This window comes from Aneurinibacillus uraniidurans, from assembly GCF_028471905.1.
Classification (GTDB): domain Bacteria; phylum Bacillota; class Bacilli; order Aneurinibacillales; family Aneurinibacillaceae; genus Aneurinibacillus; species Aneurinibacillus uraniidurans.
Genome location: NZ_CP116902.1, coordinates 255,732 through 269,638, shown reverse-complemented (window position 1 = coordinate 269,638; position 13,907 = coordinate 255,732). Strand labels below are relative to the sequence as shown.

Annotated in this window: 13 protein-coding genes; all 13 read right to left on the bottom strand. The window is 36.9% G+C overall.

The annotated features are described in order from the left end of the window. Positions 1 to 4 precede the first annotated feature (4 nt). Positions 5 to 922, bottom strand: coding sequence for a glycosyltransferase family 2 protein (locus PO771_RS01350; protein WP_272561523.1), 918 nt, complete (start codon positions 920 to 922; stop codon positions 5 to 7). Between the two features lie 59 nt (positions 923 to 981). After that, a complete protein-coding gene (gene rfbD / locus PO771_RS01345) occupies positions 982 to 1,827 on the bottom strand; it encodes a dTDP-4-dehydrorhamnose reductase (RefSeq protein WP_272561522.1) in 846 nt (281 codons plus the stop codon). Between the two features lies 1 nt (position 1,828). After that, positions 1,829 to 2,848, bottom strand: a complete 1,020-nt coding sequence (gene rmlB, locus PO771_RS01340; protein ID WP_272561521.1) for a dTDP-D-glucose-4,6-dehydratase RmlB — start codon at positions 2,846 to 2,848, stop codon at positions 1,829 to 1,831. Between the two features lie 13 nt (positions 2,849 to 2,861). After that, positions 2,862 to 3,410, bottom strand: a complete 549-nt coding sequence (gene rfbC, locus PO771_RS01335; protein ID WP_272561520.1) for a dTDP-4-dehydrorhamnose 3,5-epimerase — start codon at positions 3,408 to 3,410, stop codon at positions 2,862 to 2,864. A gap of 23 nt (positions 3,411 to 3,433) precedes the next feature. Next, positions 3,434 to 4,303, bottom strand: a complete 870-nt coding sequence (gene rmlA / locus PO771_RS01330; protein ID WP_272561519.1) for a glucose-1-phosphate thymidyltransferase RmlA — start codon at positions 4,301 to 4,303, stop codon at positions 3,434 to 3,436. Positions 4,304 to 4,953: 650 nt separating this feature from the next. Further along, on the bottom strand, positions 4,954 to 5,868 hold the full coding sequence (locus tag PO771_RS01325; RefSeq protein ID WP_272561518.1) for an NAD-dependent epimerase/dehydratase family protein: 915 nt from the start codon (positions 5,866 to 5,868) through the stop codon (positions 4,954 to 4,956). Further along, positions 5,865 to 7,118 (bottom strand): rhamnosyltransferase WsaF family glycosyltransferase, encoded by a 1,254-nt coding sequence (locus PO771_RS01320; protein WP_272561517.1) that lies wholly within the window; start codon positions 7,116 to 7,118, stop codon positions 5,865 to 5,867. The genes PO771_RS01325 and PO771_RS01320 overlap by 4 nt, the downstream gene beginning before the upstream one ends. Positions 7,119 to 7,125: 7 nt before the next feature. Beyond that, positions 7,126 to 8,127: a glycosyltransferase family 2 protein gene (locus tag PO771_RS01315; RefSeq protein WP_272561516.1), complete on the bottom strand. Its 1,002-nt coding sequence runs from the start codon at positions 8,125 to 8,127 to the stop codon at positions 7,126 to 7,128. 6 nt (positions 8,128 to 8,133) lie between these two features. Then, complete coding sequence (locus tag PO771_RS01310; protein ID WP_272561515.1) at positions 8,134 to 9,654, bottom strand: polysaccharide pyruvyl transferase family protein; 1,521 nt, start codon at positions 9,652 to 9,654, stop codon at positions 8,134 to 8,136. A 4-nt stretch (positions 9,655 to 9,658) separates the two neighbouring features. Further along, positions 9,659 to 10,918 (bottom strand): ABC transporter ATP-binding protein, encoded by a 1,260-nt coding sequence (locus tag PO771_RS01305; RefSeq protein ID WP_272561514.1) that lies wholly within the window; start codon positions 10,916 to 10,918, stop codon positions 9,659 to 9,661. 13 nt (positions 10,919 to 10,931) lie between these two features. After that, entirely contained in the window at positions 10,932 to 11,732 is an 801-nt protein-coding gene (locus PO771_RS01300; protein ID WP_272561513.1) for an ABC transporter permease, read from the bottom strand. A 3-nt stretch (positions 11,733 to 11,735) separates the two neighbouring features. Then, positions 11,736 to 12,278 carry a winged helix-turn-helix domain-containing protein gene (locus tag PO771_RS01295; protein WP_272561512.1) on the bottom strand — a complete coding sequence of 181 codons (543 nt, stop codon included), beginning with the start codon at positions 12,276 to 12,278 and terminating at the stop codon, positions 11,736 to 11,738. A 139-nt stretch (positions 12,279 to 12,417) separates the two neighbouring features. After that, the gene (locus PO771_RS01290; protein ID WP_272563079.1) at positions 12,418 to 13,746 is read right to left on the bottom strand and encodes a glucose-6-phosphate isomerase; all 1,329 of its coding nucleotides are present in this window, start codon (positions 13,744 to 13,746) and stop codon (positions 12,418 to 12,420) included. Positions 13,747 to 13,907 lie beyond the last annotated feature (161 nt).

Here is a 13,907-nt window from a genome sequence, read left to right as displayed (position 1 = left end):
CTTTTTAGACCATATTCAATAATAAAACCAAACGGCAAATTATATTCTCATTCCACGATTGCCGATATGTATCTGAAAACATGAAGTATTGAATTCTTCCCCATAGTGAGCTTCTGCTCTGTAAGAAACGAGTTAATACTCCCTTCTTTTCTTGATCAAGCTTATCCCCATATAATCTCATGAACTCTTTATTTTGATTGGTAATAAATTTATACTGCTTCTTTTTAATATAACGCTGAAAGCGCGTAACCCATCTTCCGATTAGCGTATGATCCGCACCTACTGTATTAGCTGCATGCTGCCGATACAGCATGCTCGATTCCGGATCATATATCACAGTGCCGAATGCTGACACGACAAGATAAAACCACCAGTCATGCATAATCACTTTACTCGCATCCGGTACATGCTGCAAAAGTAACCGCCTAGCCGCCTGATTCATGACGATGGTGCAGCCTGTTGCGATATTTTGTACAACCGCATTTTCAAACGCGGGCCCTCTTTTATGCAAGGGGTACATTCCGATATGAGCGAGTTCCCCATTCACCAATTCTACACGGCTGCAATACATCGCAGGTATAGCAGAATCGACAGTATCCAACTTTTGAACAGCTTTCTCTATTTTATCAGCGTGCCAGTAATCGTCCTGATCACAAAATGCTAGATAGCCTGCCTGATCAGAAGCTTGCTGTAGCAGTTCTAAAAAACTCGGGATTACACCGATATTTTTTTCAAATACCACCTCAATATTTTCGTGCTGTTCTCGATACTGTTCAAGGATCTCTCTTGTTTGATCCGTAGACCCATCATCACGAACAAAAATATGAACCGGTTTATATGTTTGTAGCAGCAAGCTATCCAGCTGTTCCCTAAGGAAAGCCTCGCCATTGTATGTTGATAATAAAATTTGTACAGCCTTCACTCTAGTTTCACCTGCCTTTTTCTATGATAACAAAAAAGACCGGGAGTTGACCCGGTCTTTTATAATTCCTTCAGAAAACTTTGCAGTCCCTCTCTCCAGTGCCGCAAATCGCTCATGTTTTGAAGGCGAATCATCATATGATCAAGCACAGAATATGCCGGACGTGGCGCAGGCAGCGGATACTCCGCAGTCGGGATCGGATGCACCTGAATATGACTCAGCCCTGCTTCTTCGAAAATCGCACAAGCAAACTCATACCAGGAGCACACCCCACTATTCGAAGCATGATATGTTCCATACGCCTCTGTTTGCAGAAGTTGAAGCAAAAACAAAGCAAGATCCACTGTATACGTTGGAGAACCAATCTGGTCATGCACAACACGCAGTTCATTCCGTGTCTCTGCCAGCCTAAGCATTGTTTTCACAAAGTTATGACCATGCTTCCCGTATACCCATGAAGTTCGCACAATAAAAAATCGCGAGCAGAGCTGCCGAACAAACTCCTCTCCTGCCCACTTAGATTTCCCATACATACTGACAGGGTTTACCGACGCAAATTCAGAGTATGGCGTATCTGCCGTTCCGTCAAACACATAGTCCGTACTAATATAGATGAGCTTTGCCTGATAACGCTCCGCTTCAACCGCTATGTTACGCGTCCCAACCGCATTAACCAGATAAGCCATATCCGAATCGGTTTCGGCCTGATCAACCTTTGTATAGGCAGCCGTATGAATGATAACATCTGGTTGAATCTGTCGAACTACATCCTGAACCTGACTTTGGTTTGTAATATCCAGTCTGTCGCGCCCATATGCATATACGTCATAGCTATGTCTCTTAAGCAAGAGTGCCACATCTGTACCAAGCTGACCATTTCCGCCTGTTACAAGAACCTTGACCATCTTACACCTCTTCCAGACGCTGCTTGTACTGCTTGTCATAGTATTGCTGGTAGTCACCACTGATGATTCGTTCCCACCATTCACGGTTGTTCAAGTACCAGTGAATGGTTTCCACAATTCCTGTCTCAAATGTATGCTTCGGCTTCCAGCCCAGTTCGGTCATAAGCTTGGTCGCATCGATTGCATACCGCCGATCATGTCCAGGGCGGTCCTGTACATAGCGAATCAACTCTTCTGATTTACCCAATTCTTTTAGCACACACTTCACAATCTCAATGTTTGGATGCTCGTTATTGCCACCAACATTGTACACTTCTCCGCTTTTTCCCTCATGAATAACCAGATCAATGGCAGCACAGTGATCTTCAACATACAGCCAGTCACGTACATTCATTCCGTCACCGTATACTGGTAGCTCCTTGTCATGAAGCGCATTAATAATCATAAGCGGGATGAGCTTTTCCGGAAAATGATACGGCCCATAGTTGTTAGAGCAGCGTGTAATGTTCACTGGCAATCCGTACGTTTCATGGTACGCACGTACAAGAAGATCCGCACTTGCTTTACTTGCTGAATATGGACTGTTTGGTGCAAGCGGTGTTTCTTCTGTGAAAAATCCAGTATCCCCAAGCGTTCCATATACCTCATCCGTAGAAACTTGCACATATTTTTTGATGCTATACTTTTTCGCAGCATCAAGTAAAACTTGCGTACCCATTACGTTTGTCTTCACAAAAATATCCGGCTCTGTAATGCTGCGGTCTACGTGTGATTCCGCTGCGAAGTTTACAATGACATCTGCACCATCTGCGACAAGAGAATTAACAAGTTCACGGTTACAAATATCACCTTTTACAAAACGGTAGTTTGGCATTTTTTCCGCTTCTACCAGATTCTCAAGATTCCCCGCGTATGTAAGAGCGTCGAAGTTTACAAATTGGTAATCAGGATACTTCTTCACCATATAGTTGACGAAGTTGCTTCCGATAAAGCCCGCTCCGCCTGTTACAAGCATTTTCACAAGTTTTCTTCCCCTATTCAAAATTTATTTCCGCTTCTGCAAGCACAGGATGATGCTTGTCCTTCTCAGACAGAATCGGATTGGATGTCGGCCACGGAATTCCTAATGCAGGATCATCCCAGGCAATGCCACGGTCATGTTCAGGTGAGTAATATTCATCTACTTTATAGAATACCTGTGTATCCGGCACAAGTGTACAGAAGCCATGAGCAAAGCCTTTTGGTACGAGCAATTGTCGCTTGTTATCTTCGCTTAAAATAAAGCTTTCCCACTGCCCGAAAGTCGGGGAACCCTTGCGAATATCTACGACTACATCATAAATTGCACCTGAAAGCACACGAATCAACTTTGTCTGTGCTTTAGGGTTAAGCTGATAATGAAGTCCTCGCAGTACACCCGTTTCTCGGGAGAGCGACTGGTTATCCTGAATAAAGGAAAGGGAAATACCTGCTTCATCCAAAACTTTTTGGTTATAGCTTTCCATGAAATAACCTCGAGCGTCTCCAAAAACTTTTGGCTCTAGTAAATGCACACCCTCTAAACAACTTTTTGTAATTTTCATTGCCGAATCTCCTCGCTAATACTCTACAACTGTTTAGCTAACCGTACTAAATACTGACCATATTCATTCTTCATTAATGGTTCTGCCAAAGTCAGAAGTTGTTCTTTTGAGATGTATCCCATACGATATGAAATCTCTTCCAAACAAGCAACTTTCAAGCTTTGACGTTTTTCGACAGTCTCGATGAACTGTGAAGCTTGAAGCAGCGATTCATGCGTTCCTGTATCCAGCCAAGCAAACCCACGACCCAACAGTTCAACATTTAGCTCGCCCATTTCCAGGTATACTTTATTTACATCTGTAATCTCAAGTTCACCACGAGCAGACGGCTTGATGTTTTTCGCAATTTCGATCACGCGGTTATCATAGAAATAGAGACCCGTTACCGCATACATAGACTTCGGCTCTGTAGGCTTTTCTTCAATTGAGATTGCTTTACCGTTCTCGTCAAACTCTACTACACCAAAGCGTTCTGGATCTTTTACGTTATAGCCAAAGACTGTTGCTCCTGATTCACGCTTAGCTGAGCGCTGTAGCATGCGGGTAAAGCCATCTCCATAGAAGATATTGTCTCCGAGAACGAGCGCAACACTGTCGTTCCCAATAAATTCTTCTCCAAGAATAAAGGCTTGCGCCAGTCCATCTGGGGAAAGTTGAACAGTGTAAGAAAGTGAAATACCCAGTTCGCTTCCATCACCAAGAAGCTGCTCATAGCGCGGTGTATCCTCTGGTGTAGAGATAATTAAAATATCACGAATTCCTGAAAGCATTAAGACTGATAATGGGTAATAAATCATTGGCTTGTCGTAAATAGGAAGCAGTTGTTTTGACACAGATCGAGTTAGGGGATAAAGACGTGTACCGCTTCCTCCTGCTAAGATAATGCCTTTCATAATGATTCATCCTTTTCAAAAATAATTTTAGATAAAACTCAACGTATAACTGATGAGCGTTCCTAAGACAAGACCGCCCAATTATTCCAAACAGTTTGCTCCATACTCTCACGAATTTTTTCAATTGTTCTATATTTATATATAAAGGTTTCACTTATAGAGTTTAGTCATCCTACATGTCAGCTAGCATGACAACGCAATTCCTTCAGCATCAGCAATAACAACACTAATAAATGAATATTATTCTACATGTTTAATCAGGGATGCCGAATGAAAATTACACTCTTAAATAGGAGAAGGAGAGTATACAATTTAAGACGACCTCTTTTGATAATAAGTGGTCTGCCTTTATATTTGCCTGAACTGTTTCCTCAAAAAATTAAAGCCAGCCAAGTTCCAAACTTAACGAACGTATAAATATCTAGTAAACAACCTAAACCTTTGCTAGGAAACCTGCCACAGTAACCAGTACCTCTTAGTGAATAACTTAACTTCTAAATATAAAAAACTTATTCAAGGTAAACAGCTTTATTTTTATATTCTCTACTTGTCAAAAGTCTTTTATTTTCTGTGAAAAACCCTAATTTTCATGTCAGGGTTACGGCTGAAAAGCCATGAAGGTTTATTTCAACAGAACATACTATCCTCACTTATTTCATCAACATAGAAAATTGTTTTTCTATACCTTGATAAAGGCTTGTTTGCAAAGTGTAATTAGTCAACATTAACATCTTTTTATTGTCAATATCGTTCGATCTAATAGTTGGAACACTTATACCCTTTTTGATGATCTTTATTTTTTTTCCTACCACAGATTCTACAATACTTATCAATTCTTTAATAGAACAACTAATTCCGCTACTAATATTAATAATTTCATTTATGTTCTCAGACTTGGCAATAATCCTATGGGTTACTTCTAGAAAGTCATCTATATATATATAATCTCTAGATGTATTTTCATCTACCCAAAGTTCAAATACATCATTTTTTATTGCCTTCTCAACTAATATTGGAATGATTCCTTGTTTTTTATTTGTAATTTGATATCCACCATAAGGATTTGAGATTCTTAAAACTAAATATTTAAAAGAATCGTCTTCTGCAGCTTTAACTTGCAATAAATACTCAAAGTATACTTTTTGTAATCCATATATATTAATAGGGCTTAAAACATCATTTTCTTTATGAGGTCCCTCATTATCTCCATAAACTGTTCCAGCAGATGAAAGAAAAATAAATTTTTCAATTCCTTCACTAGAACATAAATTGAGCAAGGCAATAAATGATAAATAATTTTGTTCTATGTCATCTTTTAGGTACCCAAAATTATGTGTAGCATTAATTGTATTAGCTGCATATACTACAATTGTATTCGATTTTAATAAGGGTCGGATTTTCTCAACTTCCCTAATATCTAATGAGTAAAAAGATACTTTTTCATTTAATTTCTCTATGTATCCTGAATATCTTCCAGCTACTAACACACTATGATTCTTTGAAGAAAGATAATTGGCTAGATGAAAACCTAGATACCCACATCCTAAAATTAGAAACTCGTTCATTTCCCCTCCAAAAATTCTGTAATATAACCATAAACTTTCTTAGCTTCTTTTTCCCAGGAAGAATCCAAAAGAAATTCTCGTGTTCTTGAAACAAAGCTTTCCTTTGTTTTCATTCGATTATTCATAACTACTTCTAGCTGCTTAGATATGTCTTCAATGGTAGGTTTAACATATAAAAATAATTCTTTATCTGGATCAATCCATGAATTATTCTCACCTTCATTAAGAATAACAGGGCAACCACATGCTGCTAACTCTAATGGCAACAAAGATAGATTTGTACAAGATAAAATCAAGGCAGCGTCGCATTGATTGTATAAATCAGGAAGTTCCTCCAACTTTACTACACCTGCATTAAAATGCTTAAATGGCAAATGATATTCTGAAACATCCCAGCCAGCCATTATTACTACTACATCAGGATTTTTTTCGCAGAATTTCTCTAAAGCTAAAACACCTAATTCAAAACCACGTCTTTCTGTCGGTGGTCTTGAATAAAAAAACAACTTTTTAACCTCATGCTCTCTATTTTCTGTAATATAGTATAAGTCCTTCTCATATGAGAAACTAAAACTTTTACATTTCATTTTATATTCTCTAGAAAGCTTATTTTCTAGCCAACTCCCAGCCGTAATTCCATAAAAACCAAAGTTATATGTTTCTTCCGCAAATGCAAATAAACTACCATGTGCATAAAAGTATGGTTCAAAGTCTTGTACGAAATAAAATTTTTTGGCACACTGATAGAATGCTCGCACATAATAAGCTGTTTGCCAAGACGTAGCTAATGCCCCATCATATTGCTTCCCTATACTCTCAATTTCCTCTTCATCAATTATAAAAAAGGATGAATTTAAATTAAAAAAGTAATTATCGACTATCTTTTTAGCTTGTCTAGCATCACCCCATTGAGAATTTCCACAAATATAAACATCCGACTCTACATTATAGCTTTCCAAAAGCTTAATAGTTCTAAAAATATTTAAATGACCACCCGATCCTATGCCAAAGTCAGGTATAAACCAGGCTAATTTTATAATTCCATCTTTTCTTTTTTTATATTCTATTCTACATTCCTTATCAGATAAATTCATAAAAGAATAAAACTTACAAATATCCCTTTTAATCACTCCTTTCATTCTATTTATACTTCTAGCCTTATGATATATAATTCTTATCCCTCTACTGAAACCTTCTGCTTTTATTAACTCCTTACATATTTTCAACTTCTTTACTATTTGATAAACCATTCTTTTATTATCCATCCTTATTTATTAATTTATGCTCTCTAGAAAAGACCATATTTAACCAAGGGAATAAATTCCCTTTCACCCCTAAATATGCTCCCAGATATCTAACTATATTTTTAGCAAGCGAAAAGCGCCTCCAGTATTTTTTTTCTTTTAAAGTCAAACTTTTACTTTCTTTTATGAACTGAATATCACTTTTCCAATGCCTAAAAATATAGGCTGGAAGTAAGAAAATACTTTTCACTGGTACATAGTTGTATATTTTATTGAGACCTTTATATTCATCATAGTACCTACGAAATTGCTCTTTCAAACTATATTTATGAGAATGATAAACAATAGAATGAGGTGCATATGCCTTCTTATATCCCTGTTCGATAATCTTTTTTGCCCATAATTGATCTTCTGCGAAATCTACATCTGGATAAGGTGTTTTTTCCCATATACTTTTCCTCATAGCAGAAGAATTATCCGAATAAAAACATAAAAGGTGTCTATACCCTTCATCTCTTTCATATCTTTCTTTGTCATCTAAATAGAATATTGTGGTATCTAATCCAAAGTTAAGAAAATGCCTATTTATATTATCTTTTTCAAATATATCACAATCATCATACGGAATATGTTTCCCAAACACACCTACAACTTCAGAATCCTCATCAAATATGGAAATAAGATTCTTTAACCAAGCATTATCAAATGGTAAGGCATCCTGTGTTATAAATACTAAATATTCTCCATTCGCATAAGAAGCTCCAAGGTTTCTTGTTTTACCATGACCAAAATCATTTGGAGCAATTTTTCGTAAAATAACTTTTTTATTTTCCTTTCTTATACTTTCAATAAATTCGACCGTGCCATCTTTTGATCCTGAATCAATAATAACAACTTCAAAAATACCATCAATTTCTTGATCTAATACTTTGTTCAGAACCTGTTGAAAAATTCCACCTCCATTTTTCGTAGGGATAATGACTGAACATTTAATTTTTTCTTTTTCTTCTCCCATAAAAACCTATCCTTTTTTAATTTTCTTTTTTAAATAATATAGAAAGCTAGAGGAAATCATATTTATTTCCTTCAATAGATTATTTATTTCATTTTCTTTTTTATTTAAAACACTAGTCAACTGCTCGTTAATTTGTTTATATTCCTCTAAAAGCACCTCATCGTTATGAACCCTTTGCCACAATTCATCATTTGATCGCTTATATTCCCCTAAAAGCATCTCATCGTTATGAACCCTTTGCCACAATTCATCATTTGATCGCTTATATTCCTCTAAAAGCATCTCATCGTTATGAACCCTTTGCCACAAATTTGTTTTTTCCATAGCACTATCAACTAACTGTTTATGCGAAAGTTTAAATAACATATCTATTTCACTCGAAAATGAAAAGTGAATATCTTCATATTTACCTTTTTTCACTTCACAAATTGCACTCATAACAAATCTTTTCACACTATCAAACAAGTCTGTTAACAAAACAGTATTATCACATTTTTTAATAGTATAATTAATCACTTTATCTTTTTGACTCACTAAGTCTCTTAAGGTATAGAAACACATTGAATTTCCAACTAAGCTAAAGAACCCTTGTATTTTTCGAGAATACTCTCCAACAAAAGTGATATGAGGAATATTATATGAAAAAGATATAATATTACCATGTAAGCTTGATCCTATAAATAAATCTGCTCCTGCGATTACAGCTACTTTATCTAGTAGTTCTATATCGAATTCTTTTCTATTTACAAGAATGGACCTAGGTAGTAATTCATTTATCTTTTCTAATAGTTCGTTATCACCTAAACATTCACCGATAGATAAAAGAACAATGGTCAATTCTAATTTTCTGGATATTTCTTCTAAAAATTGAACTACCATTCTAATTTCGTCATCTTTTATATTATAAGAACTAGCCTGAAACACCAAATATTTACCTGGGAATCTATGCGAAAATTTCTTCTCTTTTCTTTTCCCCATTTGTTCCTTTGTAAAATATCTCGATATAGTTATAACTATATCTGGAACAATCTCACTTTCAATTCCTATTTTCAACAATTCATTTTTGGAAATTTCATCTCTAACTGAAATTTTTTTATAGCGAGTGAACGTATTTTGCAAAAAAAGACCTTCAGCTTCCCTTATTTCAAAAGGTACACCTATACCAATAGAAAAAAACTTACTTACAGATATATTGAAAGGAGATAAAATCTGAGTAAAACTCAATTCGCTTTTTTTGTAGATATTATTAATAGACCAATCATCAAAACGTACTAAGTCTCCACCACCTACAAATATTAAATCGTGGTTTTTATCATTATATAAAGTCTCAAATCTACCTAAATCTTTAATAGTAAGTTGATCATCATAAAAAGATGATACCCCCTGATTATTAGGGCTAAAAAAATCAATTTCAAAATCTAATTTTTCTTTTCTTCCAATGTCCTTTAACAAGCAATCTAACATAATTGGAAATAACAAATCACCTAGATTATCAACATTGAAGGTTCCTATCTGCGCTATACGCATTTGTTCACTTCCCTTTAACTACATTTACTTCTGCATCCATATCTACAATACCTATAATTGTTCTATCCGATTTAACCGTTATTTTCATATAATCATACCTTCTATCTAAAGGTGTGCTAATCCCATTTATATAATCAGATAAGCCGAACGAGAGAATATATTCATCAGGAGATAACACCATTTTTTGCTTGAAAATTACTTTTACTTTTTCTCCTTCTTGTACAAGTCCAATATTATGATTTAAATAATAGGTATTTCCACTATATAATTCTACTCCTCGTTTGTTTTTTATATAAAAACCTATCACAGGATTCATAAAACTTTCTCTAAATTCTACATCGACTTCAATTGAAAAATAATCTAAAGTGTAAACTAAAGACTCACTATCATTACTTCCAAAAAACTTAATCCCCTTAATAATTGCTCCCCCGCTACCATATCTATACTCTTCAATCCCTACATCTTCACTTTTTGCTTCATTTTCCATCAACGCAATATTACTATTTGTAGTTCTTTTACTTTCATCAGATGAAATAATTCGAATGTATTCATTAATTACTTTTCTTGGTTGTCCTTCGGAAAGTAATCTACCCTCACTTATCAATAAACACTTATCACATAAAGTACTTACACTCACGACATCATGGCTAACAAACAAAATGGTTTTTCCTTCTTCTTTTAGTTCCTTTAGTCTGTTAAAACATTTTTGTTGAAAAAAAACATCACCAACAGATAATGCCTCATCTACAATTAATATTTCTGGATCTACATTAATGGCTACCGCAAAAGCTAGGCGCGCAAACATTCCACTAGAATACGTTTTAACAAGCTGATACACAAAATCGCCGATATCCGCAAAAGCTAAAATATCATACAGCTTTTCATCCATTTCTTCCTTTGTATATCCCATGATGGTTCCGTTCAAATAAATGTTCTCAATTCCAGTCATCTCTGGATTAAAGCCTGCACCCAGTTCTAATAACGCTGAAATTTTGCCATTTACTCGGGCCGTTCCCAATGTCGGCTGTAAAACCCCTGTAATAATTTTAAGTAGCGTAGATTTACCCGAACCATTTTTCCCAATAATTCCAACCGTTTCTCCTTTTTTGATTTCAAACGAGACCTTATTCAAAGCATAAAAGTCTTGATGATACGTTTTACGAAGTGGATGGAGAGACTCTTTTAACCTGTCTACAGGCTTATCATACAGCTTATATACTTTTGTCAAATTCTCAACACGAATCGCCACATTGTCTGTACTCATACCTCATAGCCTCCTATAATACATCAGCAAAATGCGGCCGTAATTTTTTAAACACAATAGCACCAATTACCAGACAAATACCTGTAACCCCCCAGTAATACGCTGTCAACTTATAATGATGCCAAAATCCGATATGATAGATAAATGTATCCCGATATCCTTCAACAATGTAATATAAAGGATTTAACTTCAGTAAAGCATGATATTTTTCCGGAACTATTTTTAGCGAATAAAAAATCGGCGTTAACCAAAATCCAAATTGAAGAATCATAGCAATAACCTGCCCAACATCTTTCAGAAAAACAACAAGTGAAGAAGTAATCCAGGATAACCCCAGTACAAGCATAATCATAGCAAATGAATAATAAAAAACTTGAAGACTATATAAATTTGGATAGTATCCATACGCAGCAAACATAATAAACAAAAAACAAATAAAAAACAGGTGAATAAACAAACCTGATGTAAGCTTAACAAATGGTAAAATCCCTACACGAAAGACTACTTTTTTAACGAGATAACTATTTTCAACAATAGAATTAGTAGCACTGTTCAACGCATCTGAAAAAAAGAACCACGGTACCATCCCACAAATTAACCAGAGGATGAACGGAAAATTATCTACCGGCATCGATTTGAACCCAACTTGAAATACAAACCAGAAAATCAGTATCATAATCGTTGGCTGTACAAAAGCCCAAATAATCCCTAAATACGAACCAAGGTAACGCGATTGAAAATCTTTCTTCGCCAATTCCCAAATCAAGCGACGGCTCTGCAGTAGCGCTCGTCCAAATGAAAGCATCTGTGTCATATTCTAGCCCTCTCTTGTCTGATCCCAAATAATAAGTATTTTGTCTTTCATACACTTCAAATATGTGTGCCTCACGTCAGGGAGTGTCGATATATGCACATGAATGTGCCGATTAATTAAACTCTCTGCCTTTTTTACTAACGCTGTTAAATATTCTGTATCAATTTCGCCCGCAAGCACTAACTCAATAACGCCTGAATCAATGCCACGTGCATAATCACCGATAATTAATGCCAACTCGACATTTCCAAGCTTCCGTAATACCTCTTCAATCACACAGTCAATCCCTATGTACTTCTTGACAATACTATGTAACTCATCAAATAATGCATGCTTGCGGTTAGCTTGATACAGTTTAGTTCGCCCTTCATTCTCTGATTCTAGCAATCCCGCTTCTGTCAAACGATTCAACTCCACACGCACAGCATTCGTTGACTCGCCAAACTCTTCTGCAAGCGAACGCAAGTAAGCCCGCATCTCTGGGTTTAAGAAAAATTTTAATAATAGCTTAACACGCGTCTTTGATGTGATTAGATACTCTAACAACCATTTCTCCACCCCAACAGTATCGTGATCAATCGACACGAAACCACAATATTTTATATCTACGAGTAATAATTTTACTCATTAGTTCTATATACGTCAATGACATACTAAAGGGAGAGGTACTCCTCTCCCTTTAATACTACCTATTTAGAGTGGCCTGATTCTTATTTAGTAGATTCCTCATCTCTTCCTTATACACTTCCACACCCGGCTGGTCAAATGGGTTTACACCCAGCATATATCCACTCATCGCACATGCTTTCTGAAAGAAATAGACCATCTGCCCAAAATAATACGGCGAGGCTTCCGGAAGGCTCACTTTCAGATTCGGCACACCGCCTGCGACATGTGCTTGAATCGTCGCCTTACACGCTTTTTCATTCACTTCATGAAACGTCGTACCTGAAAGATAATGTAAATTGTCTAGATTATCTCCTAAGCTAGGGATCGTCACTTGTGTAGCAGACTTCTCTATCCAGAGCGTAGTCTCTATTAAGTGACGATGCCCCTCCTGTACATACTGACCGATCGAGTGAAGATCGGTGGTGAACTGAATGCTAGCCGGAAACATTCCTTTCCCATCTTTCCCTTCACTTTCCCCGAACAACTGCTTCCACCATTCCGCTACATACTGCAGGGAAGGCGTATAGCTGGCCAGAAGTTCAATCGTTTTTCCTTTACGATACAAAAGCTGACGAAGCGCAGCATACTGATAAGCTGGGTTATAGGTGAGATCTGCCTCCCGATAGGACTCTACCCCATCCGCAGCTCCACGCATCACTTCATCAATATCAATCCCGGCTACCGCCATCGGAAGAAGTCCGACTGATGTAAGAACCGAATACCGTCCACCAATTCCATCCGGTACCGTGAGCGTTTCATATCCTTCCAAGTCAGCAAGTTGCTTAAGTACACCTTTCTTTCGATCTGTGGTTGCAATAATACGCATACGTGCACCTGCTTTCCCGTACTTCTTCTCCATGAAGTCACGTAGCAAGCGGAAAGCAAGCGCTGGTTCCAGCGTGGTTCCCGATTTGGAGATGACGTTTACATATACATTTTTATCTTGAATGACTTCTAGCAGTTGCGCGAGATAATGAGAGCTTAGATGATGGCCTATAAAATAAACTTCTGGCCCCTTTCGTTTTTCCCGTGGAAGTTGATTATAAAAAGCCGGGCACAGCATTTCAATCGCAGCGCGTGCGCCCAGATACGAGCCTCCTACGCCAACAATCAACAGTACCTCCGCTTGTTCGCGAATTACTGTGCTGATCTGCTTGATACGCTCGTATTCTTCCCAATCATATGTAAGCGGCCATTCTACCCAGTCTAGATAGTCACTACCAGGCCCTGTGCGATTGTGGATCATCTCATGCGCTTGCTTGACTTGTGGCAGTGAAAAATCTAATTCATGTTGTGAAAAAAACGGTATAGCACCGCTGTAATCAAATGTGATTTTTTTGTCCAACACTTTTTCTCCCCTCGAAGAAAACCATTCTATGCCTACCTTTATGTTCTATGATGTGATTTGGATATCGCTAGTATACCATAATTCCCAAGAGGAGGGATGATATACTAGCGATATCTTCCATCCATGTTATTTCTTGTCTATCGACAGCAAAAGGGAGA